The sequence below is a fragment of the Peribacillus sp. NPDC046944 genome (genome assembly GCF_050272735.1).
Taxonomy (GTDB): Bacteria; Bacillota; Bacilli; order Bacillales; family DSM-1321; genus Peribacillus.
On sequence record NZ_JBNNML010000001.1, the window covers coordinates 541,596 to 564,409 of the forward strand.

Annotated in this window: 25 protein-coding genes and 10 tRNA genes; 12 read left to right on the plus strand and 23 right to left on the minus strand. The window is 44.6% G+C overall.

Annotated elements, in window-relative coordinates; translation table 11 throughout:
• Positions 1-6: 6 nt before the first annotated feature.
• The gene (locus tag ACQKIC_RS02795) at positions 7-1,410 is read right to left on the minus strand and encodes a PLP-dependent aminotransferase family protein (protein ID WP_427590958.1); all 1,404 of its coding nucleotides are present in this window, start codon (positions 1,408-1,410) and stop codon (positions 7-9) included.
• Between the two features lie 152 nt (positions 1,411-1,562).
• On the opposite strand from ACQKIC_RS02795, the gene ACQKIC_RS02800 reads away from it, so the two are divergent.
• Positions 1,563-2,477 carry a DMT family transporter gene (locus tag ACQKIC_RS02800; protein ID WP_427590959.1) on the plus strand — a complete coding sequence of 305 codons (915 nt, stop codon included), beginning with the start codon at positions 1,563-1,565 and terminating at the stop codon, positions 2,475-2,477.
• 51 nt (positions 2,478-2,528) lie between these two features.
• Here the strand turns inward: ACQKIC_RS02800 and ACQKIC_RS02805 are convergent, their stop codons facing one another.
• Positions 2,529-2,969: a Dps family protein gene (locus ACQKIC_RS02805; protein ID WP_402875179.1), complete on the minus strand. Its 441-nt coding sequence runs from the start codon at positions 2,967-2,969 to the stop codon at positions 2,529-2,531.
• A gap of 122 nt (positions 2,970-3,091) precedes the next feature.
• Here ACQKIC_RS02805 and ytzI point away from each other — a divergent pair, with 122 nt between their 5' ends.
• Positions 3,092-3,247, plus strand: coding sequence for a YtzI protein (gene ytzI, locus ACQKIC_RS02810; protein WP_402875181.1), 156 nt, complete (start codon positions 3,092-3,094; stop codon positions 3,245-3,247).
• Positions 3,248-3,286: 39 nt separating this feature from the next.
• Here ytzI and ACQKIC_RS02815 read toward each other — a convergent pair whose 3' ends face one another.
• On the minus strand, positions 3,287-3,760 hold the full coding sequence (locus ACQKIC_RS02815; RefSeq protein WP_402875184.1) for an S-ribosylhomocysteine lyase: 474 nt from the start codon (positions 3,758-3,760) through the stop codon (positions 3,287-3,289).
• Between the two features lie 204 nt (positions 3,761-3,964).
• Between ACQKIC_RS02815 and yidD the strand changes: the two genes are divergently transcribed.
• The 3 genes from yidD to ACQKIC_RS02830 all read left to right on the plus strand — a co-directional run bounded on the left by yidD (position 3,965) and on the right by ACQKIC_RS02830 (position 5,543).
• Positions 3,965-4,183, plus strand: coding sequence for a membrane protein insertion efficiency factor YidD (yidD, locus tag ACQKIC_RS02820; protein ID WP_402875252.1), 219 nt, complete (start codon positions 3,965-3,967; stop codon positions 4,181-4,183).
• Between the two features lie 143 nt (positions 4,184-4,326).
• Positions 4,327-5,268 (plus strand): metal ABC transporter solute-binding protein, Zn/Mn family, encoded by a 942-nt coding sequence (locus ACQKIC_RS02825; protein WP_427590960.1) that lies wholly within the window; start codon positions 4,327-4,329, stop codon positions 5,266-5,268.
• Positions 5,269-5,381: 113 nt separating this feature from the next.
• The gene (locus ACQKIC_RS02830) at positions 5,382-5,543 is read left to right on the plus strand and encodes a DUF1540 domain-containing protein (RefSeq protein WP_402875188.1); all 162 of its coding nucleotides are present in this window, start codon (positions 5,382-5,384) and stop codon (positions 5,541-5,543) included.
• A 45-nt stretch (positions 5,544-5,588) separates the two neighbouring features.
• Here ACQKIC_RS02830 and ACQKIC_RS02835 read toward each other — a convergent pair whose 3' ends face one another.
• Positions 5,589-6,650, minus strand: coding sequence for a DctP family TRAP transporter solute-binding subunit (locus ACQKIC_RS02835; protein WP_427590961.1), 1,062 nt, complete (start codon positions 6,648-6,650; stop codon positions 5,589-5,591).
• 143 nt (positions 6,651-6,793) lie between these two features.
• On the opposite strand from ACQKIC_RS02835, the gene ACQKIC_RS02840 reads away from it, so the two are divergent.
• Complete coding sequence (locus ACQKIC_RS02840) at positions 6,794-8,398, plus strand: ATP-binding protein (RefSeq protein ID WP_427590962.1); 1,605 nt, start codon at positions 6,794-6,796, stop codon at positions 8,396-8,398.
• Entirely contained in the window at positions 8,395-9,090 is a 696-nt protein-coding gene (locus ACQKIC_RS02845; protein ID WP_402875198.1) for a response regulator, read from the plus strand. Before ACQKIC_RS02840 ends, ACQKIC_RS02845 begins: the two co-directional genes overlap by 4 nt.
• A 44-nt stretch (positions 9,091-9,134) precedes the next feature.
• Here the strand turns inward: ACQKIC_RS02845 and ACQKIC_RS02850 are convergent, their stop codons facing one another.
• From ACQKIC_RS02850 to ACQKIC_RS02885, 8 genes are all read right to left on the minus strand, one after another.
• Positions 9,135-9,281, minus strand: coding sequence for a hypothetical protein (locus tag ACQKIC_RS02850; protein ID WP_402991844.1), 147 nt, complete (start codon positions 9,279-9,281; stop codon positions 9,135-9,137).
• A 111-nt stretch (positions 9,282-9,392) separates the two neighbouring features.
• Positions 9,393-9,521 carry a hypothetical protein gene (locus ACQKIC_RS02855; protein ID WP_403125310.1) on the minus strand — a complete coding sequence of 43 codons (129 nt, stop codon included), beginning with the start codon at positions 9,519-9,521 and terminating at the stop codon, positions 9,393-9,395.
• A gap of 41 nt (positions 9,522-9,562) precedes the next feature.
• Positions 9,563-10,666, minus strand: a complete 1,104-nt coding sequence (gene menC, locus ACQKIC_RS02860; RefSeq protein ID WP_427590963.1) for an o-succinylbenzoate synthase — start codon at positions 10,664-10,666, stop codon at positions 9,563-9,565.
• Entirely contained in the window at positions 10,663-12,144 is a 1,482-nt protein-coding gene (locus ACQKIC_RS02865) for an o-succinylbenzoate--CoA ligase (RefSeq protein ID WP_402991871.1), read from the minus strand. Before ACQKIC_RS02865 ends, menC begins: the two co-directional genes overlap by 4 nt.
• A 101-nt stretch (positions 12,145-12,245) precedes the next feature.
• On the minus strand, positions 12,246-13,064 hold the full coding sequence (gene menB / locus ACQKIC_RS02870) for a 1,4-dihydroxy-2-naphthoyl-CoA synthase (RefSeq protein ID WP_402991850.1): 819 nt from the start codon (positions 13,062-13,064) through the stop codon (positions 12,246-12,248).
• Between the two features lie 12 nt (positions 13,065-13,076).
• Positions 13,077-13,886 carry a 2-succinyl-6-hydroxy-2,4-cyclohexadiene-1-carboxylate synthase gene (gene menH, locus ACQKIC_RS02875; RefSeq protein ID WP_402991853.1) on the minus strand — a complete coding sequence of 270 codons (810 nt, stop codon included), beginning with the start codon at positions 13,884-13,886 and terminating at the stop codon, positions 13,077-13,079.
• Entirely contained in the window at positions 13,883-15,634 is a 1,752-nt protein-coding gene (menD, locus tag ACQKIC_RS02880; RefSeq protein WP_427590964.1) for a 2-succinyl-5-enolpyruvyl-6-hydroxy-3-cyclohexene-1-carboxylic-acid synthase, read from the minus strand. Before menD ends, menH begins: the two co-directional genes overlap by 4 nt.
• Positions 15,627-17,036, minus strand: a complete 1,410-nt coding sequence (locus ACQKIC_RS02885; RefSeq protein ID WP_427590966.1) for an isochorismate synthase — start codon at positions 17,034-17,036, stop codon at positions 15,627-15,629. Before ACQKIC_RS02885 ends, menD begins: the two co-directional genes overlap by 8 nt.
• Positions 17,037-17,337: 301 nt before the next feature.
• On the opposite strand from ACQKIC_RS02885, the gene ACQKIC_RS02890 reads away from it, so the two are divergent.
• Together ACQKIC_RS02890 and ACQKIC_RS02895 are read left to right on the plus strand one after the other, a co-directional pair.
• Positions 17,338-18,261 carry a 1,4-dihydroxy-2-naphthoate polyprenyltransferase gene (locus tag ACQKIC_RS02890; RefSeq protein ID WP_427590967.1) on the plus strand — a complete coding sequence of 308 codons (924 nt, stop codon included), beginning with the start codon at positions 17,338-17,340 and terminating at the stop codon, positions 18,259-18,261.
• Positions 18,262-18,396: 135 nt separating this feature from the next.
• Positions 18,397-19,167 carry a TraR/DksA C4-type zinc finger protein gene (locus tag ACQKIC_RS02895; protein WP_427590968.1) on the plus strand — a complete coding sequence of 257 codons (771 nt, stop codon included), beginning with the start codon at positions 18,397-18,399 and terminating at the stop codon, positions 19,165-19,167.
• Between the two features lie 85 nt (positions 19,168-19,252).
• Here ACQKIC_RS02895 and ACQKIC_RS02900 read toward each other — a convergent pair whose 3' ends face one another.
• Complete coding sequence (locus tag ACQKIC_RS02900) at positions 19,253-19,618, minus strand: winged helix-turn-helix transcriptional regulator (RefSeq protein WP_402875234.1); 366 nt, start codon at positions 19,616-19,618, stop codon at positions 19,253-19,255.
• Between the two features lie 209 nt (positions 19,619-19,827).
• Between ACQKIC_RS02900 and hxlA the strand changes: the two genes are divergently transcribed.
• The 3 genes from hxlA (at position 19,828) to ACQKIC_RS02915 (ending at position 21,680) form a co-directional block, all read left to right on the plus strand.
• Positions 19,828-20,460: a 3-hexulose-6-phosphate synthase gene (hxlA, locus tag ACQKIC_RS02905; RefSeq protein WP_402991865.1), complete on the plus strand. Its 633-nt coding sequence runs from the start codon at positions 19,828-19,830 to the stop codon at positions 20,458-20,460.
• Between the two features lie 8 nt (positions 20,461-20,468).
• Positions 20,469-21,026 carry a 6-phospho-3-hexuloisomerase gene (gene hxlB / locus ACQKIC_RS02910; protein WP_427590969.1) on the plus strand — a complete coding sequence of 186 codons (558 nt, stop codon included), beginning with the start codon at positions 20,469-20,471 and terminating at the stop codon, positions 21,024-21,026.
• A gap of 444 nt (positions 21,027-21,470) precedes the next feature.
• On the plus strand, positions 21,471-21,680 hold the full coding sequence (locus tag ACQKIC_RS02915) for an ABC transporter permease subunit (RefSeq protein WP_402957659.1): 210 nt from the start codon (positions 21,471-21,473) through the stop codon (positions 21,678-21,680).
• A gap of 192 nt (positions 21,681-21,872) precedes the next feature.
• On the opposite strand, the gene ACQKIC_RS02920 is transcribed toward ACQKIC_RS02915, so the two are convergent.
• The 10 genes from ACQKIC_RS02920 to ACQKIC_RS02965 all read right to left on the minus strand — a co-directional run bounded on the left by ACQKIC_RS02920 (position 21,873) and on the right by ACQKIC_RS02965 (position 22,813).
• Positions 21,873-21,944 (minus strand) — tRNA-Glu (locus ACQKIC_RS02920).
• Positions 21,945-21,947: 3 nt separating this feature from the next.
• Positions 21,948-22,038: transfer RNA gene (locus ACQKIC_RS02925), tRNA-Ser, on the minus strand.
• Between the two features lies 1 nt (position 22,039).
• Positions 22,040-22,114 (minus strand) — tRNA-Asn (locus ACQKIC_RS02930).
• A gap of 11 nt (positions 22,115-22,125) precedes the next feature.
• Positions 22,126-22,202 (minus strand) — tRNA-Ile (locus ACQKIC_RS02935).
• 4 nt (positions 22,203-22,206) lie between these two features.
• Positions 22,207-22,280, minus strand: a tRNA-Gly gene (locus ACQKIC_RS02940).
• Between the two features lie 4 nt (positions 22,281-22,284).
• Positions 22,285-22,360: transfer RNA gene (locus ACQKIC_RS02945), tRNA-His, on the minus strand.
• 18 nt (positions 22,361-22,378) lie between these two features.
• Positions 22,379-22,454, minus strand: a tRNA-Phe gene (locus ACQKIC_RS02950).
• A 7-nt stretch (positions 22,455-22,461) separates the two neighbouring features.
• Positions 22,462-22,537, minus strand: a tRNA-Asp gene (locus ACQKIC_RS02955).
• Between the two features lie 6 nt (positions 22,538-22,543).
• Positions 22,544-22,617, minus strand: a tRNA-Met gene (locus ACQKIC_RS02960).
• Between the two features lie 103 nt (positions 22,618-22,720).
• Positions 22,721-22,813 (minus strand) — tRNA-Ser (locus tag ACQKIC_RS02965).
• Between the last annotated feature and the right edge of the window lies 1 nt (position 22,814).

Consider the following 22,814-nt stretch of genomic DNA (forward strand, 5'->3'; position numbering starts at 1 on the left):
GTCTCCCTACTTCAACTTATCTTCTTCTAGACCCCAGGCACCTTTCAATTTCTTTATGCCCGCTTGTATCTCTTCTTCTGAAACCCCTGCGAACCCTATTAAGACAGTGGTGGTCGGAGGCTGCTTTGTATAAAACAGTGAAGCGGGATAGATTTTCACGCCATGCATTTTTGCTCTCTCAATAAGCTCTCCTTCATTAAACCGTGAGTCCACGTCAAGCAAGATATGCAGTCCTGAGTCTCCTCCCCGAATCTTCACATGTCTTCCTAATTCGTTTTGGATGGTCTCTAATACCCTCTCTCTCTTTTTTTGATACAGCTTTCTCATTCTGTTGATGTGTTTTTGCCATTCGCCCCTTTTGATAAATTCAGCAAGCGTAAACTGAATGTGACAGGATACCGTTTGTTTATACAAAGAAGTGATTTCTGTACCTTTTTCTAATAGAGGTGCAGGAAGAACCATATAGCTGATGCGCAACGAAGGGAGAAGAGATTTAGAGAAAGTGCCCATATAAATGACACGGTTATGCTTGTCAATCCCTTGCAAAGAGGGAATCGGCTGTCCGCTGTATCTATACTCCCCCTCATAATCATCCTCAATGATATAAGATTGGTTATCCTCTGCCCATTTAAGGAGCTGCCTTCTTCTGTTGACCGTCATGGTGGTGCCGAGTGGAAATTGATGAGAAGGCGTTACATATACAAGAGAAGGATTTTCATTTCGGATTCCCTGCATACAGATACCCTCTTCATCCACTGGCATAGGGAGAATCTTCATAGAATTGATTTCAAAGATCCTCCTCGCTCTCGGAAAGCCCGGATCCTCATACCCTATGGAAATGTCCCGCCCAAAGACTTGGCATAAGATCTGTAACAGTATAGGATTACCCGCCCCTAAAATGACCTGTTCAGGTTGACAATGAACACCGCGTGAATGATATAAATATTCGGCAATAAGCTCTCTCAACACAGGTTCCCCCAATATATTCCCTGGCCGATAAAGCTGTTGACCATATTGATCTAAGCTACTGACCATACTTTTTCGCCAAGAAGAAAAAGGAAAGTGGGTTGAATCCACATGGCCATAATGAAAGTCAATCCATTGTTCATTCTCTTTTATTTTGGGCTTAATGGAAGAGTCGTTTGCCATATGTACAAAATCGGATTCACTATAATCCACATACCAGCCGCTTCTCGGCTTGCTCACAATGTACCCTTCAGCCGCAAGCTGATCATAGGTACGCTCGACTGTCGTGTGGCTGATTGAAAGCTGAGACGCGAGCACCCTTTTGGAAGGTAGTTTCATCCCGTTTTGAAGATGCCCTTCCTGCATCTCTTTCTTGAAAAGCTGATAGAGCTGTTGATAAAGGGGCGTATCGTGGTTTCGATTTAAAAAAAATGTGATATCCACTTCGATGATCCCTCCTAACTGGCATGGTTTTATTTAAAGAAACTGGCTGTTTATTAAGAACCATTTTCTGTTTATATTCATTGTAATCCATTGAAAGGAATAAGACGCAGATAAAAAAGGATGTTGGAGAAATATGATTGGGAGTGATTGTAATGAAGAAAACATCAAATGGTTGGGTGAACGGTTTTATTGGCGTACTGATTTTTAGCGGCTCACTGCCTGCGACTCGCTTAGCTGTAGCGGATTTCGATCCAGTGTTCCTTACCTTATGCCGCGCGGCGATAGCAGGTGTATTGGCAGGTGCCCTTCTTCTTCTCTTCCGGCAGTCACGTCCTGAAAGAACGGATATCGTCCCTCTTATGATCGTAGCGGTTGGTGTCGTGGCCGGTTTCCCACTGCTGACTGCCTTGGCCCTGCAATCTGTCACATCGGCACATGCTATCATCTTCATTGGTCTACTTCCGCTCTCGACGGCTATATTTGGGGTGATTCGGGGTGGGGAACGCCCACGTCCCTCCTTCTGGATATTTTCTGCTGCTGGTAGCTTCCTGGTTGCAGGGTATGCCCTCATCCAAGATGGGGAAGCTTCCCCAATCGGCGACGTTTACATGGTGGCCTCGATCATCATATGTGGTCTCGGTTATGCTGAAGGCGCTCGACTCTCACGGAAGCTAGGGGACTGGCAGGTGATCTGTTGGGCTCTCGTTCTATCCCTTCCCCTAATGCTTCCATTTTCCGTCTATCTATCCCCGGATTCGTGGGACGACATTGGTGGACCTTCACTATTGAGCCTTGCTTATGTATCTTTATTCAGCATGCTCATCGGCTTCATCTTCTGGTACCGTGGTCTCGCTCAGGGTGGTATAGCGGCGGTTGGGCAGCTGCAGCTCCTTCAACCATTTTTCGGGCTGTTGCTTGCAGCTGTCTTTCTGCATGAGGAGGTTGGTCCCACACTCATAGCTGTGAATATAGCTGTGGTGCTTTGTGTGGCAGCGACTCGGCGTCTAGCAAGAGCACCACGAATGAAAGCCGAGACAGAAGACACGAGAAGTGATTTGACGAAATAGTCTAGAAACAAAAAAAGGCCCTACCGAAGTAGAACCCTTCTCATTCTAAGCTTAGTTTCCTAAATAAGCACGTAGCATCCAAGCATGTTTGTTCAAGCTTTTCTTCATGCTAGTCAGCATATCGGCTGTTACTGGATCTTCCTCTTCAGCGGCTTCGATGATTTCTAAAAATTCCGTAGAAAGTTTTTCGAAATCGGTGATGACGCTTTGTACCATATCTTCTGTATTTTCTTTACCTGTCGCTTCTTCAAGAGTCGTTAATTCTAAATATTCTTTAAGCGTAGCGACCGGTTTTTCTCCGATGGCTAAAAGTCGTTCAGCTAGCTCGTCCATGTCTGTACCGATTTCTGTGTATAATTCTTCTAGTTTTTGGTGAAGTTCAAAGAAGTGAGGTCCATTTACGAACCAGTGAAAATTGTGGATTTTTGTATAAAGGACATTGAAGTTTGCAATTTCTTTGTTTACTAATTTACCTAATTTTTTCTGAGTCATAATATCTACCTCCGTTAGTTGGTTATACCTATATAGTTCCCTCTCCACAAAAATTGAAACCTTTATCGCTTCAATTCTTATGCTAAAATGAATATATAATTTGTCCCAAAGGAGCTGTCAATATGTTTACGGTTTTAGTGATATCCATCATAGTCATCTTGATTGTACTAGGGCTATCCGTCCTGACGATCGGTAAAGGCTATAGCTACAAGCATACTGTCGATCCAATTGACCCGCTGCCAAAAAACGAAGAAGAGGAAAAAGACCAAGATAAATAAAAAAATCCTGTCTTGGAAAAGACAGGATTTTTACTGAGGTTAACCGAATACTTTATGAAGGTCCGCTTTATCTTGTGATAACCAGAAATTCATCAATTTCTTGGCTCCTTCAAGATCATGCAATTTTGCTTGGCCGCATTGTTTCTCGTTAGCAGCTGGAATTTCTGTGATTTGTAGTGCATCCTTGAACGTTTCTTCCAATACGTCGATGATTTCCGTCACGGTCGGCTCACCACTCACAACCAGGTAATATCCTGTTTGGCAACCCATTGGCGAAATGTCGATGATATCAAAATGATCGTACTGCTCGGAATGCTTACGGATGTTGAACGCGAGCAAATGTTCCAAAGTGTGGATTGTATCCGGCTTCATCGCTTGCTTGTTCGGCTGGCAGAAACGGATATCAAATTTATTAACAACACCATCTGTTCCGACCTTATGGACACCGCAATGTCTTACATAGGGGGCTTTAACAGCATTATGATCTAATTCAAAGCTTTCAACTGAAGGCATTTTATTCACTCCTTAATTGTATGTCTCTTCTATTTTACCTTGAAACACAATATATTTCACCCTTTTAAATTTATGCCAATTGGCTGAACAGGCCTAAAATCCTTTCTCACATCCTTTATTAACCTTCTAGAAAACAAAAGAAATATGGTATAATAAACGATAGTGAATTTATTTGAAAAGAGATGAAAGTGCTTGCTGAAAAAAATGATCATGGGCATCATACGTTTTTATCAGATTGTGGTTTCTCCATTAAAACCGCCAACATGCCGTTTTTACCCTACCTGTTCTCATTACGGTTTAGAGGCCGTGAACCGTTTCGGTCCGATCAAAGGAAGCTGGCTAGCCATCATCAGGATTCTTAAATGCCATCCGTTCCATCCAGGTGGTATTGACCTTGTTCCAGAAAAAAAGAAAAAACAGTAATAAGAAGGAACGCGTCAAAAAAACCTTGCTTTTCGGAACGATTTTATGTATTATACTATAGTCAAATCGTAATCATTTCGTTTTCAAAACCATACATTTTAAATCGTAATCAATACGAATTATTCAAAAAGGAGAATTTTTTCATGAAAAGAAAATTATTACTTTCTCTTTCACTCATTGCAGCATTGGCCCTTACAGGTTGCGGCAAGTCTGAAGGAAAGCAGAAGGAAGATAAAGATGTGCTGGATATATACACGACCGTTTATCCTCTGGAATATTTCACGGAAACCATTGGGGGCGAATTTGTGAACGTTGAGACGGTTTATCCTCCGGGTACAGATGAGCATACCTTCGATCCCTCCCAAAAGGATATTGTAGGCATGGCGAACTCAGACCTATTTTTCTATATTGGATATAATTTAGAGGGCTTTGTCACAAAAGCTGAACCGATCTTAAAGGGTGAAGGCGTAACTACGGTCGCTGTAGGTGAAACCGTTTCAGTAGATGAACATGATGAGGAACACGATCATGGAGAAACCGATGACGATGGCCATGATCATGGCAGCGTCAACCCACATCTATGGCTTGACCCCATTTACTCCATTCAGATGGCCGAAACCGTGAAAGACGAGTTAACGAAGCAGATGCCGGAACAGGAAAGCTACTTCACATTGCGTTTTAACGAGCTTTCAGATAAATTGAAGGCACTCGACAAGCAGTTCGCGAAAACAATCAAAGCCGGTCGTACGAATAAAGTGATTGTTTCCCATTCTGCTTATGGGTATTGGGAAGATCGCTACGGCCTTGAACAAATCGGGGTAACCGGACTTACCTCGTCAAATGAACCGTCGCAAAAACAGCTGGCTAGCATCGTCTCCATGGCTAAAGATGAAGACCTTCATTACGTCATCTTCGAACAGAATATCAGTTCCAAGCTGACCGAAATCATCCAGAAGGAAATGAGGGCGGAAGCACTCGAGTTCCACAATCTTTCCGTTCTGACAGATAAGGACATCGAAGCCGGTGAGGATTACTTCAGCCTCATGGAAAATAACATCAAGACCCTACAAACGGCATTACACTAAACATATCAGGAGGCGAACCCACATGGTTCGCCTCTTTTCCATTTTTAATCCAGTGTAAATGCCCTTCCTTTGTTCAAAGCTATAGATGTACCATTAAAGGAGGAGGAATTCATATGGCTCAGGATGTAAAATGTGCTGTTGACAGCTGTACGTTTTGGAAGCACGGCAATCGTTGTTCCGCTGATATGATTAAAATCGAGCACTATTCCGAAGAACGTGCTCACACAAGCCATCAAACTGGATGCCGCACCTTCAAACCCGCTGAGGATTTGTAAGCATAAGAAACCGGACTCAAAGATTGGATTTGAGTCCGGTTTTTTTCACTCGATATATTTCTCGCGTATTCTTTCCATCTTCTCCATCAAGTCTTTTCCGATGACTGGTTCGAATTCAGGATAGATGCTTGTCATTTCTTTCATCCACAGCTTTCTCTCTTTATCGGATAAGGTATAGACTTCAATCGTGGATTTCTCTTTAATGGCTTGTAGCTGGGTTTGGTTCATTTCCTTCGCCTTGTCCCAAAGCCAAGATGTTGTATCATCCATCGCCCGCGTGATTTGCTGTTGGATATCCGGAGGAAGGTCTTCCCAAAAGGATTGATTCATCATGACGACATACCCTAAATAGCCATGGTCACTTATGGTTAAATATTTCTGCACGTCATATAGCTTCTTGGAATAGATATTGGAGATCGTATTTTCCTGGCTATCCGTCTTCTTGATTTCCAGACTTTTGAATGTGTCATTAAACTCCAACTTCGAGGTTGACGCGCCAAAGTGTTCGAATTGACTCTCCAGCACAGGACTTGGCATGATCCGGAAGTTTTTCCCGGACAAGTCTTCAGGACGGCGGATGGGCTCATTGCTTGTCATTTGTTTAAAGTTATTGGACCAAAAGGCAAGACCCTCGATATTTACCTCAGCTAAATGATTCAGAAGTTCTTCTCCCACTTCCCCATTCAGCGCTTCTTTGAGGGCAGCATCCGTGGGAAAGATATAAGGAAGGTCCAAAAGCATCCATTTTTCCGATATGTTCGTAATTTTAGAAGTGGTCGGTGCAATCATCTGCACCTTATTTTCTTGTAATGCCTCTATTTCTTCGCGATCACTATACAACGATTGATTCGGATACACCTCAATTTTGACACGGTGATCGGTATATTCGTCCACAAGGGCCGCAAACCGGCTTGCCGCCAAACCCTTGGGTGTATTCTCAGCCACCACATGACTGAACTTAATCACGATTTGATCCTCCATTCCAACCTGTTCCTCATCTATGGGCAAATCGAACCCAAAGCTTGTAAAGAACGATTGAAAGGCGATATAAACCGCAACAAATACCCCTATTCCGATCAACACCAGGTATCCCCCGTAAGCACGCATAGTGACATCTCCTTAACGAACGCTTCACATTATACGTTCATTCTATCACAGCTTTTTCACCGTTGTTTGACAACCTAGGAAATTGGGCGAAAATAACCGAAGATTCTGGTAGTATTAAGGAGAGATCTAATGGAGGAAAACAAATGGATAAATCCTTTCATATGCCGATTCAATTAAAGATCACCCTGCTATCCTTTATAATCGTGGCCTTTTCCATCCTCATTGGTGGGATTATCATTTTTGGGAATATCGTCTCCATCAGGGAAGAGGAAACCGGTACCCGTTCGATGATCACGGCCCATACGATTGCGGAACTTCCCGAAGTACAAAAGATGGTCCTGGAACCGGAAGGCTGGACCGAACTGAATCCCATCATTGAAAATTTAAGAAAGATTCATCAGGCCGATTATATCGTTGTCCTGAATGATCAGCATATACGGTACTCCCATCCGGTTTATAGCCAACTGGGGACCTTATCGAAAAGCAATGACGAGCGGGCCGCTTTTGCAGAACATGAATATATCTCGAAAGCCGTAGGGGAACTTGGCGTTTCCGTTCGTGCCTTCGTTCCCATCCTAAATGAAGAAAACAAACAGATAGGTGTCGTCCTTGTCGGGAACATCCTGCCGACGATCCCGGAAGTCATCACTGACTTAAAGACGGAAATCCTGATTCTTCTCTTTTTGACGCTTCTGTTTGGTGTATGCGGCTCATGGCTCCTGGCCAGGCGCATTAAAAAGGAAACCTTCCAGCTTGAGCCCCACCAGATTTCCCAGATGCTCGTTGAAAGGACGGCCGCCTTCAATGCCATGCATGAAGGGGTCATCGCCATTGACACTAATCAGATCATTACGATATTCAATGAAAAGGCCAAACAGATGCTGAACATAAGCGGTTCCGTGATCGGCAAAAAAATCACGGATGTGGTGGATGATACCCGCCTCCCAGAAGTTTTGGAACGGACAACTCCCATCGTCAATCAGGAAATTTCCGTCCAACAAAAAAACATCCTGAGCAACCGGGTACCGATCAAGATAGACGATAAGACCGTCGGCGCCGTGGCCATTTTCCAAGACCGGACGGATGTGACGAAGCTTGCCGAGGAACTGACAAGCGTAAAGGCATTCGTGGAAGCTCTGCGTGTACAAAATCATGAACATATGAACAAGCTACATACGATCGCCGGATTGATACAACTAGGAAATTTAGACGATGCTCTACAGTATATTTTTCAGATCACCGAGGAACAGGAGGAATTGACCAGGTTCTTAACGAAGCACATACACGATGATAATTTAGTGGGGCTGCTTTTGAGTAAGGTTTCCATAGGCAGGGAGCTTGGCATCGAGCTTACCATGGATAAGCATACGAAGCTGGACCGCTTTCCACCTGACTTGGATTATCATGATTTTGTCTTGATCGTCGGAAATCTGATTGAGAATTCTTTTGCGGCACTCAAATATTCGACCGAAGAATCCAAGCAGGTCTATCTGTCCATCTATCAAGATGAACGGCATTGTCAAATCGTGCTGGAAGACAATGGACCGGGCATTCCCGAACCTATACATAAGGATATTTTCGAGTATGGTTTCACGACAAAAGGTTCCGAGGGATCGGGAATAGGACTTTATCTAATCAATCAAATTGTAAAAAAGGCGCATGGCGAAATGAGTTTTACGACGCGGCCTAACGAAGGGACCAGCTTTTTTCTTTCCTTTCCCATGCAGGACATAGAGGAGATCAAATGACCAATCAAATATGTGTACTTTTAATTGAAGATGACCCTATGGTCCAGGAGGTAAATAAACAATTTATCGAGCGCCTTTCCGCCTTTACCGTGGTGGATACGGCTAATAATGGACTGGAAGGTCTTGAAAAAATCAAGAAGCTAAAACCGGATCTTGTCATTTTGGACATCTTCATGCCGAACTTGAATGGCGTGGATACGCTTTATCAAATAAGGAAAGACCAACTTGATGTCGACGTCATCATCATCTCGGCGGCCAATGATCAGAAAACCATCCGGAAAATGATTCAGAATGGAGCCTTTGATTATTTAATCAAACCCTTTAAATTCGAAAGGCTGCAACATACACTTGAGCAGTATTATGCCTTTCGCATGGAAGTTGAGCCAGATCATTCTATCTCTCAAACCCAACTGGATCGCCTTCTCTTCCAAAACCAATCGTCTCCTAAGCAGACATTGAAAAAAGATGTCCCCAAAGGGTTGAACGGGTCCACTCTGGAACAGGTCACGAAATTCATCAAAACCCAACCTGGCTCTCTATCCGCAGAGGACGTCGCCGATGGAATCGGCATTGCGCGGGTGACGGCCCGACGCTATCTCGAGTACTTACATGATGAAGAAATCCTTCAACTTGATGTCCAGTATGGCAATATTGGCCGCCCTGTCAATCGATACCGCCTTAACAAGGAATAGCCCATATAAAAAGGGACCGATTCATACCATGAAGACGGTTCCTTTCATGCTTCCTTCGTCCGGTCATACATTCCCCATTTTCTTTTCAAAAGAAACAACTCGCACTCCGCTAATGCAGTGATTTCCTTAATGACAAAATCCGGCATCCCCCTTCTTAACAAAACCTCTGCAATAAGGTACGGCTTTTTCATATTCTTCCCCCCTCCCTTTCTCTAAAATGTTTTCGCTTTCTTACATTATACAAAATAATCCATAAAAGGAAAAATAGACAAAGCCCCATTTTTGAGTTATTTTAATAAGGACTAATCATTCAATCGATAAATGAGGAGGAAGGTAAAACCAGTTACGATTGTAATAGAGTCGCCGAACTGGAAACCGATCCAGTTCTCTCCTTTATCCATAGCAAAAAAGCTGCCCCATGACAGCTTCATCTACTCACTATAATCTCCCCCCTATTGCATCGGGGTTTTCATTACTTATAAACGACCCTATAGCTTGTCAGTTCATCCAACCTCTTCTCACGGATGCCAAAACCGATTCCCGGTTTGTCCGGAACCTTAATGACGCCATTTTTCACGATGACTTCCGGTTCGATGATGTCATGCTCCCAATAACGTGACGAGGAAGAAATATCTCCCGGAATCGTGAATCCCTTTAACGTGGCCAGTGCAAGGTTATGGGCACGTGATATGCCGAACTCGATCATGCCACCACACCAAAGGGGAATATCCTGCTCCACACAAAGATCATGGATTTTGACCGCTTGGGACCAACCTCCGACCTTCGCCATTTTGATCGTGATCACTCCGCAGCTCTTTAGCATCAGCGCACTTTTCGCATCATGGTAGGAATTGATGCTTTCATCAAGGCAGATCGGTGTCCTCAGCTGCTTTTGCAAAATGGCATGTTCGACGATATCATCATGCCCAAGAGGCTGCTCGATCATCATAAGCTGAAAGTCATCCAGCTTTTGCAGGTGAGGGACATCCGAAAGCGAGTAGGCCGAATTCGCATCCACCATCAAGGGGATATCTGGATAGGCCCTCCGGATTTGCGTCAGGTATTCCGTATCATTTGCTGGATTGATCTTGATTTTATAGCGTCGATAGCCGACCGCCAAGCCTTCCTCTATTTGCCGGAGTGCATCCTCTATGTGATCGGAGGCAACGACGACCCCAGCATCCACTTCGGTTCGTTCCCCCCCGAATAGCTTTCCGAGATAGATGCCCTCTTGCTTGGCATACAAATCCCAGATTGCCTGTTCCAAGGCCGACTTTGCCATGGCATTCCTTCTGATACCGCTCCAAAGGCCCGCAAGCTGATTGGGATGCGTCAAATCGAATGCCAACGTCTTAGGAATCAGGAAGTCCTCCAACATATGAAAACAGGTTTTCACCGTTTCCTCGGTGTACCATGGACTCGAAAATGGCACTGCCTCCCCGTATCCAATACCCCCATCTTGATCTCGTGCTTCGACAACGATGACTTCCCGTTCCGTCACGGTTTCCAGATGGGTCGTGAATGGCCGCTTTAAAGGGGCCTTCACGAGCCTTAAAGTGATGGATGTCAACTTCATTTCTGGTCCCCCCATCGCTTCTTCAGTTCCCTGCGCAAGAGCTTACTTGCACCATTGCGTGGCAGTTCTTCAAGAAATAATACGTTGCGGGGAATTTTATAAGCAGCTAGCCCCTCTCGGCAATGGGCCAACAGCTCAGCTTCGCTAACTTCCATGCCTTTATGCCTGACAACGAAAGCAAGCGGCACCCGCCCCCATGTTTCATGATCGATACCGGTGACACCCGCCTCGAAAACGGCTGGGTGCGTACTTAGGACATTCTCAATCTCGGCTGGATAGACATTCTCCCCTCCAGAAATGATTAAGTCCGAACGCCGGTCAAGCACGTATAAAAACCCTTCTTCATCAAGGTAACCCAGATCCCCCGTGTAAAGCCAGCCCCCTGAAATCGCTTGCTCTGTCGCATCCAAACGATTGAGATAGCCTTTCGTTACATTCGGACCCGATACGACAATCTCACCCGGTACACCCGGTCCGCATATCTTGCCGTCCTTCTCTATCCTTAGTTGGGAAGGGAACAAGGCCTTACCGGCAGACCCAACCTTTGTCATCGCATTTTCCGGGGCAAGTGTCACGATTTGCGAAGCTGTTTCCGTCATGCCGTAGGTCTGATAAACGGGTATTCCTTTTTCCCTGCAGGCTTCGAGCATATGTACAGGTGCAGGGCCTCCGCCTAGCAGTGCACAGCGGAATGTTTCCGGATAACGCGCAGCACCAAGGTCATGCAGCATTCTATTCAACATCGCCGTCACAACCGATATCATCGTCACACCATTATTCAAGATGGCCCGGTTTGCCTCATGTTCATCGAATTTCTCGACCAACACGACTTTCATTCCATAGATTACACTTTTCATCAGAATCGATAACCCGCTTATATGAAAAATTGGAACGGCACAATACCAGCTGTCCTCTTCCCTCAAGCCAAGGTTCAATACGGAGCCGACCGCGCTCCACCAGTGATTGCCGAACGATTGGATGACGCCTTTTGGATGGCCCGTCGTACCCGATGTATACATGATCGTCGCAGTATCTTCCAGATAGAAGTCATCGCGTACATCAGCGGTTCCTTGGGCAGGCAACTCTTCTTTTAAAAGAACCTCTACATCCGGAAGCAACGATTGGATCCCGGAAAGCTTTTCGATAAACCCTTCTTCCGAAATCAGCCTCATTGACTCGCTGTCCTTGATTTGCCAAGATAATTCCCTGACCGTCAGCTTATTATTGAGCACCACGATTTTCGCGCCCAAATAAAAGAGTGCATGAATCATGACGACGCTATCAATATGATTCCGAAGTAAAACCGCGCATGGTTCACCAGCCTTTATCCCACTAGCTGCCAATTTCCCCGCCATATTTTCCGTCAACCTATGTAATTCAAGAAACGTATACGTGCTCCCTTCAAACTCGATCGCCGGACGGTCAGGTGATAAATGAGCACGGTTTTTCAGCCAATTCGGCAATTTCTCTTCAGTCATCCAAGAGCCCTCTCCTTTTCCTTTGTATATAGAAAACAGCTCGACGAATAATTCCGCCAAGCTGCCCCCTAATCTAACCACTCATTCTCTTACTTTTTTCATTAAGGGAAACGAGGGAATTGTCCGAAGTCTGGATCACGTTTTTCTTTGAACGCGTCGCGGCCTTCTTTTGCTTCATCTGTTGTGTAGTATAAAAGAGTTGCGTCTCCAGCAAGTTGTTGAAGTCCAGCAAGTCCATCTGTATCGGCGTTCATCGCTGCTTTTAAGAAACGAAGCGCTGTTGGGCTCTTCTCAAGCATTTCCTCACACCATTTAACTGTTTCGGCTTCTAATTGATCTAGAGGCACAACTGTGTTGACTAAGCCCATATCCAATGCTTCTTGTGCATTGTATTGACGGCATAGGTACCAGATTTCACGCGCTTTCTTATGTCCAACGATACGAGCTAGGTAACCTGAACCGTAACCGGCATCGAAGCTTCCCACGTTCGGACCAGTTTGACCGAAGACCGCATTGTCAGCAGCGATTGTTAAGTCACAAACGACATTCAATACATTACCGCCGCCAATTGCCCAACCTGCAACCATCGCTACGACCGGTTTTGGAATCACACGGATTAAGCGTTGTAAATCAAGTACGTTCAGGCGTGGGATATTATCTTCCCCAACATATCCGCCATTCCCGCGTACCTTTTGGTCTCCACCTGAACAGAAGGCTTTTCCGCCTACACCTGTCAAAATGATAACACCGATGCTTGCATCATCACGTGCTCTAGCAAAAGCATCAATCATTTCTGCAGTCGTCTTTGGCGTGAATGCATTATGTACATGCGGACGGTTAATCGATACTTTTGCAATGCCATTATACTTCTCGTATAAAATTTCGTCATATTCACGAATAGTTTCCCATTGAATTGTCATCGTATTTCCTCCTTAATTTCGCTTTAAAAACCCATTTATTATTTTACCAAACTTTTGCCCATCTTCCACATGAATTGCATGCCCGACGTCATTAATTTTTTTCCATTCGACATTTTTCAATCGACTTTGCATCATTTCAGCGATATGGCAGAATTTTTCATCCAATTCACCTGTCACAAGCAACACGGGAAAATCCAGGGTCTCAAGATTTTCCCAATAGGATGGTTGGTTTCCTGTCCCCATGCCGAGCAAGCTGTTCGACAGACCGATCGGTGTATTTGCGAGCCGTTGCTGTCGAATGGCAGTTTGTATATCTGTGGACAACCTTTTTTGGGTTTCAAACAACGGGATGTTTTCCCACTGTTCGACAAACGCTTCCATGCCATGTTCAAGGATTCGCTTGGCAAGCTTCGCATCGTTGCCCCTGCGGTGTTCTCGCTCCTCTTCTGTCCTTAGACCCGGAGAGGAACTTTCCAGCATCAATGTATGAACATACTCTGGATACAAGCAAGAGAACGCCAATGCTAATCTGCCACCCATCGAGTAACCAAGGATATGGGCTTTTCGCAGCTTCAATTTCTCTAGAATAAGCTTCAAATCCTTTGCTACTTGCTCCATCCCATACCGCTGGAAATCATCAGGCGCCATCGTTTCCCCATGGCCGATGATATCAACCATGATCAAAGAATAGCGGTCCTGCAACATGGGAACAAGAAAGTCCCATGTATCCCGGTTCCCGGTGAACCCATGTAGACATACTATAGGTTCACCATTTCCCGCTATTTCAACAGCATATGTGACATCTCCACTGACAATTTTCATGAAATTTCCCCATCAAGCACCCGTTTTATTTCCTGGGAAACAAAACTCCACAAATTTCGATGGGTTTGCATATTGGATTCCCGCTCTGTAGGCACTTCAATGATTTTCAATCCAGGTATTTCAAAGGAATCCGTGAACACTTGTTTTAATTCATCCCAATTCCGCACCTTGTTATATTTCCCTCCATAAAGCAAAGCAGCATGGGAGAAATCAAGTCCGTGCGGCGTTCCGAATAACGTTTCGAAATGTTCCTTTTCTTTCGCCTGTGGAAGGAAGGAGAAGATCCCTCCGCCATCATTGTTGATCAACAGGACCGTGATGTTCTGCTTTTGCAGTTTGGCTGCAAGCAATCCGTTCATATCATGGAAAAAGCTTAAATCACCTATGGCCAGCACCGTATTTTCGGTAACCGTGCTCACCCCGATTGCCGTGGAAACGACACCATCAATTCCGTTTGCCCCACGGTTCGCCATCGTCTTGATGCTTTTCTCGTTGTTTAAAAAGAACGTATCCAAATCCCGGATAGGCATACTGTTCCCGACAAATATGGTCGAACCTACCGGCATCATGTCCTGGAGTAAGGAAAAGAGCTTTCCTTCACTCAACTCCGATTCATCCTGGATGGAAGATAAGGCATTCTTCGTCGCTCCATTGATGGATTGCCACAAACCAAGCCAGTCTCTGTCTGTTGCTTCAGGTAATTTTTCACCGATGCGATGACAAAAGTCGACTTCATCACAATAGATCATGCTCGTGGCCAATCCAGCCGGTTCACGCCATCCTGCACCACCATCGATGACCAATGTCAAAGCCTGCTTTTGTTTTTTCAAGAATAAAAGCAGGGGCTTCGAAACTGGCATCGAGCCGAATCGAAGCACGACATCCGGTTGGAATGCAGCCTTGGCAGCTTCATCACGCAAAAATGTATCATAAGCCTCGATGATGGCGTCTTTGTCATGTGTGCCGCTCCGTAACTGAGAAAGCGGGTCAGCCAGTATCGGGAACCCAAGCTTGTCTGCTAATGTGATGATGGCATCCTTCATCTCTGGGTTCCTAAGTTCCCCACACACGATGATGCCTTGTTTTGCTTTTGACAAAGTAGAGGTCAATCCGTCTAATTGTGCGGCCGTTAGTGAGCGTATCCCACTATCGATCATCACAGTCGGCGTTTCCTTACTTTGCCTATATTCCTTGGCTTGTTTTAAATCTGGAATGAGTGGCTCACGTAAAGGGAAGTTCAAGTGGACAGGTCCTGAAGGTTCCATGGATGCCGTCGCTATCGCTCTGGCCCCAATGGTCCTCACATACCGGATCATTTCATCACTGCTCTCCGGAAGTGCCATCTCGACAAACCACTTCACTTGCTTTCCATATAGATTGATTTGATCGATGGCCTGTGGAGCTCCGACATCCCGCAGTTCATGGGGGCGATCAGCTGTCAGGACAACCAGGGGCACCCTTGAATAGAAAGCCTCAATGACGGCAGGATGAAAGTTCGCCGCAGCCGTTCCGGACGTGCAAAGAAGTCCGACTGGTTCTTTTAATGCCTTAGCCAATCCAAGAGCAAAAAAAGACGCCGAACGCTCATCGACATTAATATGTACCTGAATATCAGGATGTTCCACCATCAATAAAGCGAGAGGTGTAGACCGCGAACCAGGGCTCACGACCACATGCTTCATTCGATTTTGTGCCAGTTCATCGACAAATGAAGCAGCATAGGCAGTCAATGCATCTCGGTCATTCATTCATTTTTCCTCCTAAAGCACTTAACATCGGGTTGAACTTAATCCCCGTTTCCTGGAATTCACTTTCCGGTGTTGAATCTTCTACCACGCCACATCCTGCAAAAAGCGATGCCTCATTGTCCTGTAATAGTGCGGAACGGATTCCAACCGCGAATTCCCCGTTCCCCTTCGAATCCACCCAACCGAGTGGTCCCGCATAAAAGCCTCGGTCGAGACCTTCTATTTCCCGGATGCGTGTGACAGCTTTCTCTTTTGGAAGTCCCCCCAATGCCGGCGTTGGATGGAGATTCTCGACACACTCGAAAATAGTCGTATCCGCTTTACACGTTCCACTCACCGGTGTAAACAAATGCTGGATATGACGGTTCTTCATCAACTTCGGTCCTGATGGAATGGTTACCTCATCACATACGGCCTCAAAAGCATTGGAAATCATCGAAACGACATACTGGTGCTCTTGTAGATTCTTTTGATCCAAAAGAAGTTCATTCCCTAGACGAGTATCCTCTTCTTCGGTTTTCCCCCGGCCCATCGAACCGGCAAGACACGTTGAAAAGACTTCATTGCCCTGCTTTTTGATCAATCGTTCAGGAGTGGCACCGACAAAACAGTCACCGCCTGCCTCCAAACTGAAAATATAGCTCATCGGCTGCTCGGCAATCAGTTGCTCCAGAACCTGTTTCGAATCGATGGAGCGTTCAAACACAAGGCGCAATTCCCTTGCCAGAACGATCTTATCAAGATCCGTCGTCTTAATTTCCTCAACGGCCCGTGCAACGGTCTTCTTCCATGCCTCAGGTTCGACTTCCTTCTGTTCAACAAAGACATTGGTTCGTATTTCGCCATCATCCACGTTTTCAGTAAGGAATGCTTCCCTTTCGTTTATCATATCTATGAAGAGTTTTTCTGAATCATCCGGCGAACAAAGTAGGTTTGTCGTTAAGTAGGCCTCCCCCTCCACTATCGATAGCATGAAGGCAGGTATATAGAACAGATTGTCCCCAAATTGATTCCATAGGGACGAACTGTTGGTTTCATAATCAAAAGAAAAGCCCCCAAATAGCAAAGGGCCGGTCGCATCCACATCAGTCACTCCTGTTGTGACAGCAGCATTCTGTAGCTTGATCCAGCTCATTTCAACTTCTCTATAACGGTCGGCATTTGGTGCCGCCTGGATTTTCTTAACGTTGCCTAAACCAGTAATGGTTATATCTTTTGCGGGATCCTGCCAGAAGAAGCGCTCACCCTTATACCGTTCTCTTCCAGCTTGATAAAATGAAAGGGGGTTATTGCACTCTATTTTCTTAATATGACTGAATAGAACTTGTTCATTCAAGTTCTTCGCCTTTTGTATGGCCATAGCCAGTCCCTGAAACCGTTCAGTTTCTTTTGAGATAGCCAAAAAAATCCCCCCAAATCGTACATTTTAAAAGCTTTTTAACCTATTTAAAGATACACCTCCATTTAACCTCATGTCAATTAAACCACCCTCGAACCGACAAACGCGTTCCTGCTTATTTCCTTATTATATGATTCTTAGATAATGATGTAGCATCTCCTTTAATTTGGAAGTCCTGGTTCATCAAATCCCTTTGACACTCGGCGACACTTTTCCTATATTTTTATAGGATATCCTTTTGTGAACAAATTCAATCTTTGTTATAATTTTAAGGTACTGATCATGATTTTTGAGGAGAGAAATAATGCACACAGAATACGACGAGCTTCCCCTTAAACGTACCTGGAAAATCTGGTGGGAGTTAATTCGTCCACATACACTTACTGCAGCGTTTGTTCCCGTTTTGCTGGGAACCGTCATTGCCCTGTTGGAGGATGACGTAAATTGGGTATTATTTGCGGCCATGATGATCGCAAGCATCCTTATTCAAGCCGCAACGAACTTATTTAATGAATACTATGATTTCAAAAGGGGCCTTGATACCGAGGAATCGGTCGGCATCGGTGGCGGTATCGTCCGTCATGGCATGACCCCGAAACTGATCATGACCTTGGCCCTTAGCATGTACGGAATCTCCCTTTTACTAGGAATCTATATTTGCGCCGCTTCATCTTGGTGGATTGCCGCGGTCGGCCTTGTTTGCATGCTGGTCGGCTACCTCTATACCGGAGGTCCACTGCCGATCTCATACACGCCATTCGGGGAACTTTTTTCCGGTCTATTCATGGGCTTCTTGATCATCTTGATCGCCTACTTCATCCAGACCGGTACGGTTTCTTCCTTGGCCATCCTGATTGCCGTACCAAGCGGTGTTCTTGTCGGGTTGATCAATCTATCGAATAACCTCCGGGACCATGACGGCGATAAAGCCCATGGCCGCAAAACGATGCCTGTCGTTATGGGAAGGAAAAATGCACTAACTTTCATGTCCGTCATGTTTGCCTTCTGTTATGTGTGGGTTGTCGGACTGATCCTCTTGGGAGACGTAACGCCTTGGATCCTGCTTTCTTTCCTAAGCATTCCGAAGGCCCTGACTGCCATCAAGGGCTTTGCAGGTAAAACGGAAGCCATCACAATGGTGCCAGCCATGAAAGCTACGGCACAAACGAATACGTTCTTCGGTTTGCTGATGTTCATCGGTTTACTGATCCATTATTTCATTCAATAAACACAAAGCTTTAAACCCCGTGCATGGTGCATGGGGTTTTTTATTGTTTCCCATCCCTCTGATTCGGGTACTTACTAATAACTACACAAAAACAACGATAAACAATAATCGTACTGATAAAAGGAGAGGAAACCAATGGCGACCGAAAAACAAATCTTGAAATTAAAAGAAGAGCTGTTGAGTGAAAAAGAGCAGCTTCAACAAAGAATCAAGAATGATGAGACCGTGACCAAACAGGCACAAACCGACTTTTCCGGCGAAATCTCTTCCTATGATAATCACCCCGCCGACTTAGGCACCGAGCTTTTCGACAAGGAAAGATATCAAGCCATCAATGAGCACGCGGAAGAGGAAATCGGAAAAATCGATCTTGCCCTAGAAGCCATAAAAGAAGGAACATACGGTGTTTGTAAGGAGTGCGGCAAAGATATCCCATATGAACGGCTTGAAGTGGTTCCTTCCACCTTATATTGTATCGAGCATACACCAGAACAAAAAGTCCATGACGACGTGACCGATGAATATAGGCCAGCCGAGGAAGATATCCTGATCCCTTCTAAGGGAGATAACTTTGAGAACAGGCGCCATTCAGATACAGACGACGAAAATACGGTCAAAGAGGACAGTTTCGGTGAAGTAGCTCAATTCGGAACATCAGACACTCCGGCAGACTATCAGCATAATCGCACAAGCTATAACGAACTTTATGATACAGAAGACGATACCGAGACATTCCCTGAAGACTATGAAGGATATGCTGCCAATGATATAGAAGGAAAAAATCGTCAAGTCGTATCCAACGAGAACAAAGAAGAATACGAAGACATGCTCGATGACCGGAAGATTGATTCTAAAATGGGCGATATCCCTTACAAGAAGAAAGACAGCTATATAGATGAAAAATAAAAAAGTGCCAGACCTTGTACAGAACTTTGTACGGGGTCAGCACTTTTTTAATGCTATCCTTATAATGCTTAAAAGAACTCCTTTTCTACTTGATACTCTCTTTACTATCTTCTTGCCCTCCAACGACATTCTCCATATAATTTTTACCCCAATTATACATCGAATCAAGAATCGGCATCAGGCTTTCTCCTTGTTCTGTCAGAGAGTATTCCACTTTGGGAGGTACGATTGGATAGACCTCGCGATGAACAATAAGATCTTCTTCCAGCTCTCGAAGCTGGTTAACCAGCATTCTTTGAGTGATGCCCGGCATAAGTGCCTTCAATTCACCAAAACGCTTGGTCCCCTGCTTGCCTAAGTGCCATAAAATAAGCATCTTCCATTTTCCCCCAATAACAGAAAGGGTCAATTCCTTCTCACAATTGAATGTTTTATTCTCTAGCCTTGTCATCTGAATTACCTCCATATTTAGAATCCTGTATCCCATGGTATACTTTTTAACACTATGTATAATAAAAGTGCGTACTAACAAAAATATTATACTTAGTATATGATACATTGTATAGTCAAGATGATTTTCTTGCTGTGCATTGAATGAACGTGAGAGGTACATACTTACTGTGCAACATACTAAAACATACTAGTGGGAGTGAAGGATAAATGGAATTACAATTGGCATTGGACTTAGTAAACATTCAAGAAGGAATTGAATTGGTTAAACAGGTGGAAGAATATATAGATATCGTAGAAATCGGTACACCGGTAGTTATTAATGAAGGGCTTCGGGCTGTTAAAGAAATGAAAGAAGCTTTCCCTTCTTTAAAAGTATTAGCTGACCTTAAAATTATGGATGCAGCCGGTTACGAAGTGATGAAGGCATCTGAAGCTGGCGCTGATATCATCACGATTCTTGGTGCAGCTGAAGACATGTCCATCAAAGGGGCTGTTGAAGAAGCTAAAAAACAAGGCAAAAAAATCCTTGTTGATATGATCGCTGTGAAAGATCTTGAAACACGTGCGAAAGAATTGGATGCATTTGGCGTCGACTATATCTGTGTGCACACTGGCTACGATCTTCAAGCTGTTGGAAAAAACTCTTTTGAGGACCTTCAAACCATTAAACGCGTTGTAAAGAATGCAAAAACGGCTATTGCAGGCGGCATAAAATTAGATACACTTCCGGAAGTCATTAAAGTACAACCTGACCTTATCATTGTTGGCGGAGGCATCACTGGACAAGCCGATATTAAAGGGACAGCTGCCCAAATACAAGAATTAATTAAACAAGGCTAATATTTAACATGCAGACTTCACAATATATGGCTAAAATCATACAAGAGCTAAGTCGTTCAGTAGACTTAATAGCTGACGAAGAAGCTGAACAACTGGTTAATGGGATTCTTGAAGCAAAGAAAGTTTTTGTAGCAGGTGCAGGAAGATCCGGGATGATGGGTAAATCCTTTGCCATGCGAATGATGCATATGGGGATAGATGCATATGTATTAGGTGAAACCGTCACCCCCACCTTCGAAAAAGATGACCTTTTAATCCTTGGAACCGGTTCGGGAGAAACAAAAAGTTTGATTTCCATAGCAGAGAAAGCAACGAATATCGGTGGAACCATTGCGACCGTAACAATTTCCCCCGAATCGACCATTGGAAAATTGGCGGATTTCTCAATAAAGTTGCCTGGTTCAACAAAAGACCAGTCGGAAGGTCATTACCAAACAATCCAACCGATGGGCTCTCTATTTGAGCAGACTCTCTTACTTTTCTTCGATAGCGTCATTTTAAGGATAATGGATAAAAAGGGATTGGATACGAATAAAATGTATGGCCGACACGCAAATCTCGAGTAAAGAGTGAAATATAAAAAGACCGCAAGAAATTCTTCTGAATTTACTTGCGGTCTTTTTTTTTGTAAAAGGATTACAGGCTCCTATATATTCTATAAATTAAGATACCGTTCAGTGACGGAAGACATATTATATGCCCATCCTAATAAAAGGTCTCTTCCTTTATAGAGGGAAACATCAAACTTATAGAAAAAAGACTCCTACGATGTAGCTGACCACCCTATATAGGTTTGATTAGCTTCTTAAGTGTACTCATCTTTTGGGAGTTACTCTATCAATTTAGAGTAATCAATCCTATATTTTTAAGTTCTCCATTGCAAATGGTACAGGTCGGATATCAACTAGCTGTAAGCGGTGTACTTTTGGAAAATTTGGCATTCACACTTAAGAATTTTTTCGTAGGATTCATTCTAGCTGCTTTCGTAGGGATAGGCGTCTGACTAATCACTGGATGGTACAAATTTCGGAGCTTCTCAGCTTCAAACTTTCCTTACGGTCGCTCTTCCAGGTTCTTTACCCCAAATTGTATCTGGATTACGTCTAGGAATCGGGCAGTCCTTAGTTGGTGTAATTGCTGCTGAAATGTTTGTTTCACTGGGGGGAATAGGCTATTTTGTTGCACAGCCTTCAGCGAACTTAACATTGATAGAGTATTAGTAGGAATAGGAGTGATCATTATGGTAGGAATGCACATTACGCAATCGGTTAAATAGATAGAATTAGCTTTATTAAACATCGGATTGATTAAATACATCTATAATAAGTAAATAGACTGCATCAACCTTGTCGCATCTCTTCAAGAAAAAACAGTCATAAAAAAAGAAGCATACATAAGTATGCTTCTTTTTATGACCCGTACGGGAATCGAACCCGTGTTACCGCCGTGAAAGGGCGGTGTCTTAACCGCTTGACCAACGGGCCGAATGGCGGAGAAGGAGGGATTTGAACCCTCGCGCCGCTCGCGCGACCTACACCCTTAGCAGGGGCGCCTCTTCAGCCTCTTGAGTACTTCCCCATGGCTCCGCAGGTAGGACTCGAACCTACGACCGTTCGGTTAACAGCCGAATGCTCTACCACTGAGCTACTGCGGAACAATAAAATATGGTGGGCCTAAATGGACTCGAACCATCGACCTCACGCTTATCAGGCGTGCGCTCTAACCAGCTGAGCTATAGGCCCATATTGGAGCGGGTGAAGGGAATCGAACCCTCATCATCAGCTTGGAAGGCTGAGGTTTTACCACTAAACTACACCCGCGAAATGGGGCGACTGATGGGAATCGAACCCACGAATGCCTGAACCACAATCAGGTGCGTTAACCACTTCGCCACAATCGCCGTAATATGAAATTGTAATGGTGGCTCAGGACGGAATCGAACCGCCGACACAAGGATTTTCAGTCCTTTGCTCTACCGACTGAGCTACTGAGCCTAAAAAATGGCGGTCCCGACGGGAATCGAACCCGCGATCTCCTGCGTGACAGGCAGGCATGTTAACCGCTACACCACGGGACCTAATGATTGCGGGGACAGGATTTGAACCTGCGACCTTCGGGTTATGAGCCCGACGAGCTACCGGACTGCTCCACCCCGCGACGGTAATAATGAATCATTTTGCATCAAGTTTTCATGAATACTGTTTTTTTACTTCCTAATATGTAAGGTTGCTTTAAAACAACTTGTTGCTTTTTAAAAAAATGGAGGAGGTAGAGGGATTCGAACCCCCGCGGGATTTGACTCCCCTGTCGGTTTTCAAGACCGATCCCTTCAGCCGAACTTGGGTATACCTCCG

Coding starts and splice junctions, on each gene's coding strand:
- ACQKIC_RS02800 (WP_427590959.1), top strand. CDS start 1,563: ATGAAGAAAACATCAAATGGTTGGGTGAACGGTTTTATTGGCGTACTG.
- ACQKIC_RS02805 (WP_402875179.1), bottom strand. CDS start 2,969: ATGACTCAGAAAAAATTAGGTAAATTAGTAAACAAAGAAATTGCAAAC.
- ytzI (WP_402875181.1), top strand. CDS start 3,092: ATGTTTACGGTTTTAGTGATATCCATCATAGTCATCTTGATTGTACTA.
- ACQKIC_RS02815 (WP_402875184.1), bottom strand. CDS start 3,760: ATGCCTTCAGTTGAAAGCTTTGAATTAGATCATAATGCTGTTAAAGCC.
- yidD (WP_402875252.1), top strand. CDS start 3,965: ATGATCATGGGCATCATACGTTTTTATCAGATTGTGGTTTCTCCATTA.
- ACQKIC_RS02825 (WP_427590960.1), top strand. CDS start 4,327: ATGAAAAGAAAATTATTACTTTCTCTTTCACTCATTGCAGCATTGGCC.
- ACQKIC_RS02830 (WP_402875188.1), top strand. CDS start 5,382: ATGGCTCAGGATGTAAAATGTGCTGTTGACAGCTGTACGTTTTGGAAG.
- ACQKIC_RS02835 (WP_427590961.1), bottom strand. CDS start 6,650: ATGCGTGCTTACGGGGGATACCTGGTGTTGATCGGAATAGGGGTATTT.
- ACQKIC_RS02840 (WP_427590962.1), top strand. CDS start 6,794: ATGGATAAATCCTTTCATATGCCGATTCAATTAAAGATCACCCTGCTA.
- ACQKIC_RS02845 (WP_402875198.1), top strand. CDS start 8,395: ATGACCAATCAAATATGTGTACTTTTAATTGAAGATGACCCTATGGTC.
- ACQKIC_RS02850 (WP_402991844.1), bottom strand. CDS start 9,281: ATGAAAAAGCCGTACCTTATTGCAGAGGTTTTGTTAAGAAGGGGGATG.
- ACQKIC_RS02855 (WP_403125310.1), bottom strand. CDS start 9,521: ATGAAGCTGTCATGGGGCAGCTTTTTTGCTATGGATAAAGGAGAGAAC.
- menC (WP_427590963.1), bottom strand. CDS start 10,666: ATGAAGTTGACATCCATCACTTTAAGGCTCGTGAAGGCCCCTTTAAAG.
- ACQKIC_RS02865 (WP_402991871.1), bottom strand. CDS start 12,144: ATGACTGAAGAGAAATTGCCGAATTGGCTGAAAAACCGTGCTCATTTA.
- menB (WP_402991850.1), bottom strand. CDS start 13,064: ATGACAATTCAATGGGAAACTATTCGTGAATATGACGAAATTTTATAC.
- menH (WP_402991853.1), bottom strand. CDS start 13,886: ATGAAAATTGTCAGTGGAGATGTCACATATGCTGTTGAAATAGCGGGA.
- menD (WP_427590964.1), bottom strand. CDS start 15,634: ATGAATGACCGAGATGCATTGACTGCCTATGCTGCTTCATTTGTCGAT.
- ACQKIC_RS02890 (WP_427590967.1), top strand. CDS start 17,338: ATGCACACAGAATACGACGAGCTTCCCCTTAAACGTACCTGGAAAATC.
- ACQKIC_RS02895 (WP_427590968.1), top strand. CDS start 18,397: ATGGCGACCGAAAAACAAATCTTGAAATTAAAAGAAGAGCTGTTGAGT.
- ACQKIC_RS02900 (WP_402875234.1), bottom strand. CDS start 19,618: ATGACAAGGCTAGAGAATAAAACATTCAATTGTGAGAAGGAATTGACC.
- hxlA (WP_402991865.1), top strand. CDS start 19,828: ATGGAATTACAATTGGCATTGGACTTAGTAAACATTCAAGAAGGAATT.
- hxlB (WP_427590969.1), top strand. CDS start 20,469: ATGCAGACTTCACAATATATGGCTAAAATCATACAAGAGCTAAGTCGT.